This window comes from Pseudorhodoplanes sp. (assembly GCF_050250235.1).
Lineage (GTDB): Bacteria > Pseudomonadota > Alphaproteobacteria > Rhizobiales > Xanthobacteraceae > Pseudorhodoplanes.
Genome location: NZ_JBFWPA010000240.1, coordinates 1 through 5,867, shown reverse-complemented (window position 1 = coordinate 5,867; position 5,867 = coordinate 1). Strand labels below are relative to the sequence as shown.

The 5,867-nt window shown below is 59.9% G+C and carries 6 protein-coding genes and 2 pseudogenes; 3 read left to right on the top strand and 5 right to left on the bottom strand.

Annotated elements, in window-relative coordinates; genetic code table 11:
* A pseudogene (locus tag AB7F49_RS37635) lies at positions 1-190 on the top strand (transposase); the annotation flags it as partial.
* Between the two features lie 55 nt (positions 191-245).
* Positions 246-404, top strand: a pseudogene (locus tag AB7F49_RS37630) (IS5/IS1182 family transposase); the annotation flags it as partial.
* On the opposite strand, the gene AB7F49_RS37625 reads toward AB7F49_RS37630, so the two are convergent.
* Entirely contained in the window at positions 401-742 is a 342-nt protein-coding gene (locus AB7F49_RS37625) for a hypothetical protein (protein ID WP_428532570.1), read from the bottom strand. The pseudogene AB7F49_RS37630 and the gene AB7F49_RS37625 overlap by 4 nt on opposite strands.
* Before the next feature lie 1,047 nt (positions 743-1,789).
* Here AB7F49_RS37625 and AB7F49_RS37620 point away from each other — a divergent pair.
* The gene (locus AB7F49_RS37620; protein ID WP_428532567.1) at positions 1,790-2,653 is read left to right on the top strand and encodes a transglutaminase family protein; all 864 of its coding nucleotides are present in this window, start codon (positions 1,790-1,792) and stop codon (positions 2,651-2,653) included.
* A gap of 79 nt (positions 2,654-2,732) precedes the next feature.
* Here the strand turns inward: AB7F49_RS37620 and nhaA are convergent, their stop codons facing one another.
* The 4 genes from nhaA to AB7F49_RS37600 all read right to left on the bottom strand — a co-directional run bounded on the left by nhaA (position 2,733) and on the right by AB7F49_RS37600 (position 5,736).
* On the bottom strand, positions 2,733-4,046 hold the full coding sequence (gene nhaA, locus AB7F49_RS37615; protein ID WP_428532564.1) for a Na+/H+ antiporter NhaA: 1,314 nt from the start codon (positions 4,044-4,046) through the stop codon (positions 2,733-2,735).
* 45 nt (positions 4,047-4,091) lie between these two features.
* The gene (locus AB7F49_RS37610; RefSeq protein ID WP_126700693.1) at positions 4,092-4,904 is read right to left on the bottom strand and encodes a transglutaminase-like domain-containing protein; all 813 of its coding nucleotides are present in this window, start codon (positions 4,902-4,904) and stop codon (positions 4,092-4,094) included.
* Between the two features lie 9 nt (positions 4,905-4,913).
* Positions 4,914-5,183, bottom strand: coding sequence for a DUF1488 domain-containing protein (locus AB7F49_RS37605; RefSeq protein ID WP_428532560.1), 270 nt, complete (start codon positions 5,181-5,183; stop codon positions 4,914-4,916).
* Positions 5,184-5,493: 310 nt separating this feature from the next.
* Entirely contained in the window at positions 5,494-5,736 is a 243-nt protein-coding gene (locus AB7F49_RS37600; RefSeq protein ID WP_126700692.1) for a hypothetical protein, read from the bottom strand.
* Positions 5,737-5,867: the final 131 nt, after the last annotated feature.

Sequence of the window (5,867 nt, the reverse complement as noted above, 5' to 3'; positions counted from 1 at the left end):
CGGACTGGCATCAGGCCGTTGCTGCCAATAAACCGCGCGGAGTGCCGCGGGAGAACGACCGTCCCGTCCTCAATGGCATCTTCTAGGTCTCTTGCGATCTGGGGCACCGTGGCGTGATCTGCCGGTCAACTTCGGTCCGCGCACCACTTGTTACAATCGCTTCGTTCGCTGGCGGCGAGCCGGCGTGTGGGCGAGTAGCCCACCAATAAACGAAGCGCACCGATGCGCTATGCTTCGGTCCGCTTCTCTACCCTGCGCGCAATCTGGTTGAACGGTTCTTCAACAAGATCAAGCAGCGTCGTCGAGTCGCGACGCGCTACGACTATCTCGCTGCGAACTACCTCGCCTTTATTCAACTGGCGTCAATGCCGCTATCGCTGCGCGTTAATGAGTCCACGGCCTAGTTCCGGATACGCTTGTACTCGTCGATCACCGCAAGCACCGCGCGATACACATCGTCGGTAGGGTGCTGGGTACAATGATGGTCGACCAACTCAGTGATTTGCTGGGTACTGCTACCGGAGGAGACGTCGCGCTCGGGACGTGGCCCGTACTGGTGGAACGCCGTAATGAAGCCGAGAATCCAAGCGACGCGGGCAAAGGCTTCACTACTGTTGCGATCGGAACTCCATGTCCTGCAGGACACGTTGCCTTGCCCCAGTACCGCTTGCTCTGCGGCCGCGACCTGCACTGTGGGAACGATGATCAAACCCGCTGCCATGAAGGCACACACAACTTTCACCGGCTTCCTCCATTGAGCAGACGCGCCGAGCCTCGGAGCGGTCGAGCCGGCCCCGCTGGTCTAAGTTAGCGCCGCGAGTAATTTGATCTGTGCAAAATTGACCAGTGCACCCACGTATGCTCTCGCCAGCGCTCACTCCAAGAACGCGCGGCCCGAAAGCTGACGCTCCCGCCATCGACGCATCGCCGTCGCAGTTTCCAAGAACGAAAGCCGGTGGCGAGGGGAATGACTGCCCTCAGCTAGCGGGCGCGCGCGAGGGGCGAACCTCTGAGTCGTTTCAACATGGCGAGCGCTGGAGATTTGTTTTCATTGAAAGCGCCACCAGGTGGAATCGCCCTGATCTCGTCCTCGAACATCATCGTCAGAAGTTGATGTTTGATTGCTATGGTTGAGGGGAGCTTGATCTTGCTTCCGAAGCGTTGGCCTCGCATAGGGGCCTCCTCGACTAGTGGCTGATGTGAGGGAGTTCTGGGCCACTCGTAATGAACATATGGTGATGACGGCGTCGCTTTGCTATCCACAGAAGTGCAGTCATCGCATGGTGGTTCACCAGAGTCAGCGAAGATTTGTTCTGCATGATAGGGCTGGCGACCGGTAGAAATCAGCACGGTCTCACATGCTGACCTGCGCCCACCAGACCGGTTCCAAAATCGACGATTTGTTCCATCCAAGGTGGCGGCCCGAGAGGGCAAAGTAGACGCCCTGGTCTAACTACGATGCCGACTCTCCCGTTCAAAAGCAGCGACGGATAAGTCCAATCGTGTCCAAGCTCTTCATCCCCGGGCCATCTCCTTCATCAATGACGAACAACCTGCGATCGTCGCAAATGAAGGGGTCAAATTGGGAAGCCAACCGCCCGTTCTTGGGGTCAATCTCGCAGGCCGGATGATCGCCATGCAGGGCAATATGCCGTGATATGGTTGCGATCCGCTCCGAAAGCATCGGCGGCCATAGAACGATCAGACATGCTCATTGAGCGGTTGTGGGCGGCGACTGCAGGCTTGCCCGTGCAAAGGAAAACGGAGCGGTACCGGTTGAAAGAGAATTATGATCAAGTTCAGAATCAGCCACAGGACAACCTATCGCTATGGCAAGCTCGTTAGCCTGCGCCCGCATCGCCTCATGCTTCGGCCGCGGGAGAGCCGCGAACTCCGTCTGCTGTCAATGGAACTGAGTGTGAAACCACATGCGTTCGTGACCTGGGCGCAGGACGTTGCAGGCAACATGGTCGCGACAGCCACATTCCAGAGCATGGCCGAGAGGCTGATCATCGATAGCGTTGCCGAATTGGAGCTCGATGCCGTTGCATGGCCGGTTTTCGATGTCGCGGCGTCTGCGATCTTCTATCCATTTCGATACAGCGACGATGAATGGACGGACCTTGGGGCTCTGGCAATTCCGCAGCATCCCGATCCGACGAGACGATTGCGAGAATGGGTTCAAGCCTTTGTCCGCAGCAATCCGACCGACACGCTTTCACTTCTCAAGGATATCAATGCCGGCATCCTGGCATGGGTCTCCTACCAGGGTCGCGACGAGGAGGGCACGCAGTCACCCGTGCAGACTCTGGAGCGCGGATGGGGTTCCTGCCGCGACCTCGCGGTCCTCTTCATCGAGGCGGTTCGGACGCTCGGATTCGGAGCGAGGATCGTGTCGGGCTATCTCCACAATCCGGCTCAGGACATCGTCGGATCCGACGGGGCAGGCACAACCCATGCCTGGGCGGAAGTCTATCTGTCGGGCGCGGGCTGGATCACCTTCGATCCGACGAACCGCAGCGTCGGCGGTGTCAATCTCATTCCCGTTGCAGTGGGGCGAGACATCCGGCAGGTGACCCCCGTAGCCGGCAGCTTCGTGGGGATGAGCGACGCCTTCCTTGGCATGTCGGTCGAGGTTCCTGTCGTTTCATAGATGCATCACGCGACGTTCCGCCGATCACAGCAAGAGTCACAATCGCCCTAAGTCCGACGCTGAGGCAATTCGACGCGCCTTATTGCCTGCGAGAGGACGTTAGCCAGATCAACGCCAGGAATCCCGCTGCGGCCGAGATGACCGAGGCGACCATGACGCCGAGTTTGACCGAGTTCAGAAGGGCCGAATCGAAAGCCAGTTCGGCAATGAATAGCGCCATCGTAAAACCGATGCCGGTCAGCAATCCTCCTGCTGCCAGCAGACCCCACGACAACTCGCTCGGACGAATGACGAGGCGCGAGTTCACAGCAAGGAAGCTGAAGAGGATCACGCCAACCGGCTTGCCTGCAACGAAAGCGGCGAAGATTGCAGTCGTAAGCGTAGGGTCGAATTTTGCGGCGATCATTGGGACCCCCGCATTGGCCAAGGCAAAAAGAGGCAAGATGCCAAATGCGACCCAAGGATGGAGCGCAATCTCAAGGCGCTCGATCGGGGACAGCGCCTCGCGCGTTGCGATGCCCGCCTTGTTGAGATCATCGCGAGCGGCTGTGTCGTTGCTCCAATGGTCACCAGGCGGATAGGCAACGACCCGATCAAGAATAGCATGGAGACGCCTGTCGCTCACCCAGCTCCGCGCCGGCGTCATCAATCCGAGGATGACCCCCGTCAGGGTCGCGTGGATGCCGGAAGCATCGAACGCGAGCCAGATAACGCCGCCCATAGCGAAATAGACTGGGATGCTGCGCACGCCCAAGCGTGCGATCGCGGCCACGGCGACCAATCCTGCTCCCGCCGCGCCGAGAGCCAGCCAGTTCAAGGCGCCGCCATAGCCGACCGCCACGACCAGGATGGCACCGACATCATCGAAGATCGCGAGCGAGAGCAGGAACAGCCGCAAACTCTCCGGAATGCGCGAACCGAGAACCGCCAGGCAGCCGATCACGAAGGCCGTGTCGGTTGACATCACGGTGCCCCAGCCGCTTGCTCCAGGGCCACCGCCTACGATCAGTAGGAATACGCTGACTGGCACGACCATCCCGCCGATCGCTGCGGCGACAGGCAATAAGGCCGCTCGGGGATCGCGCAGTTCGCCCAGCACCAGTTCACGTTTCAGCTCGAGCGCAATGACGAAAAAGAAGAGCGTCATCAACCCATCGTTGATCCAATGCTTCAGCGATCGCGATATCTCCAGGCCGCCAAGATTGATCCCGGCGTGGATATCCCACAGGGCGAGAAACGAAGACGACCACGACGAGTTGGCGAGCGTGAGCGCCACGAGGGTGCTCAGCAACAGAACGGCGCCGGCCATGGCCTCGATGCGAAGGAAACGCATGAATGGCTTGGTCAGCCGATCGGCAGGCACTTTCGGGAGTCGGGAGAGACTCTCGTTCATTTCAAATGCCCTTTGCTTGTCGGCGGCGGCGGTCTGGTTCTGCAGCTAAAGCGGAGCCTGCACCTCGTAGGTCCAGACTCGGAAGGATTTCAGGACATGAGGTCCGAATGAATTGATGAGAGGGACGTCGGCGGCGTCGCGCCCACGCGCGACGACGATCCGGCCAATTCTTGGAACGTTGTTGCGCGCATCGAATGTATGCCACGCACCGTCGAGAAAAACCTCCATCCAGGCGCTGAAATCCATCGGATCGACGACCGGCACACCAATGTCGCCCAGATGGCCATTCACATAACGTGCAGGGATGTTGAGGCAGCGGCAGAAGGTGATCGCCAGATGCGCGAAGTCGCGGCAGACCCCGACACGCTCATGGAAGGCGTCGAACGCCGTGCGTGTCGCGCGAGCTTGCATATAGTCGAAACGAATATGGGCTTGCACGAAGTCGCAGATGGTCTGCACCCGGCCCCAACCGGGCGGAATCTTTCCGAATGTATCCCACGCGATCTGGCTGAGACGATCCGTCTCGCAATAGCGGCTGCCCATGAGGTAGCCGAGGCACTCGTCCGGCAGATCCGGCACGGGAGTTTCCCGGGCCTCGGGCACCACGGGGTCAAGCTTGCCATCGTCCTCGATCGTGGCGTCGCCCCAGATCATGAGGTCGCCAGCCGGCGCGACAAGCCGCCGGCACCGGTTGCCGAAGAGGTCGCGATAGGTCGACACCGGCACATCCGGTGTCGTGAAGGTCGTCTCGGGAACCCTGATCTCGTCCGCGCGATCCTCATGGACTGACAACAGGCACACCAACGCGGTCGGTTGTGTGCAGGTCAGGGTGATCTCGTAGCCGTAGCGGATCAGCATCGCACCGCCCTACCGGAAATCGGCGGCGGTCAGGGTGTTCGAATTGCGGCGGCTGTGGGAATACGCCTTGCGTGCAACATCATGGATGGATGCACGCATTGCATCGAACGCCGAAAGATATTGCGCCTCCGACATTCGCGCGCCCCGTGGCTGGCCTCCTGCGAGTGCCGCGATCTCGACAAAAAACCGTATCTCGAACATGCCGTCATGACCGAAGAAGACAACCGCATTGCGCGCCTCATCGAAGCTCCGGCTCGGATTGAGGAAAGCCAGTGTCATGATCGGCACGCGGCTATAACCGGCATCAAGGCGGCCGTTGGTAGCCCACTGCGGTCCTTTCTGCAGCTAGCGTAGCGTTCGGCGAGCGACAAACGGTTATCGCTCGCTGCCCAACGCCAGAGGGCCGTCATCGTGAGTCGAGGCGCATCTACGCGGGGGAACACGGGATGGAGCGTCCGGGATCGATCCGCCTCTATCTTCCATCCGTCTTGATGGTCAAGCGTGTCGGGCGCCGGTGCTCCGCCCTCATTTTCCCAAACGCCAATCGCGAGGGCATGCCGTCCAAGTTCGGTCTCCGTCCCGGGAGCGTTCATGGTAGTGACCTTTCATCCGGTGTTTCAAATACGCGGAACCTGTGAACATAAAGCTCGTTTCCGTCGCTATCGCTGATCGACATGGCGTCTGGCTGCTGCGGCATGTTGAGAGTCTTTGCAAGCCGCTGTGCAATCTCGATTGCATCATCGAGATTTGCGGCGTCTGCAGTCTCCTGTCCAATGACAGCGTGCGCGTTGTCCGTTTCGCGGATACGGTAGAACTCGATCACGATCTTCATCGCTGATTCCCGACGCCACACAGCGTCACGACCACCGCGCTTTGCCTTTGGCGCGCCTGGTGTTTGTATTCGCGGCGAGTCTGGTTCGGCTGGCGAACGGGTCCGCTGACTTAGGGGCGGCCTTCTCCTGC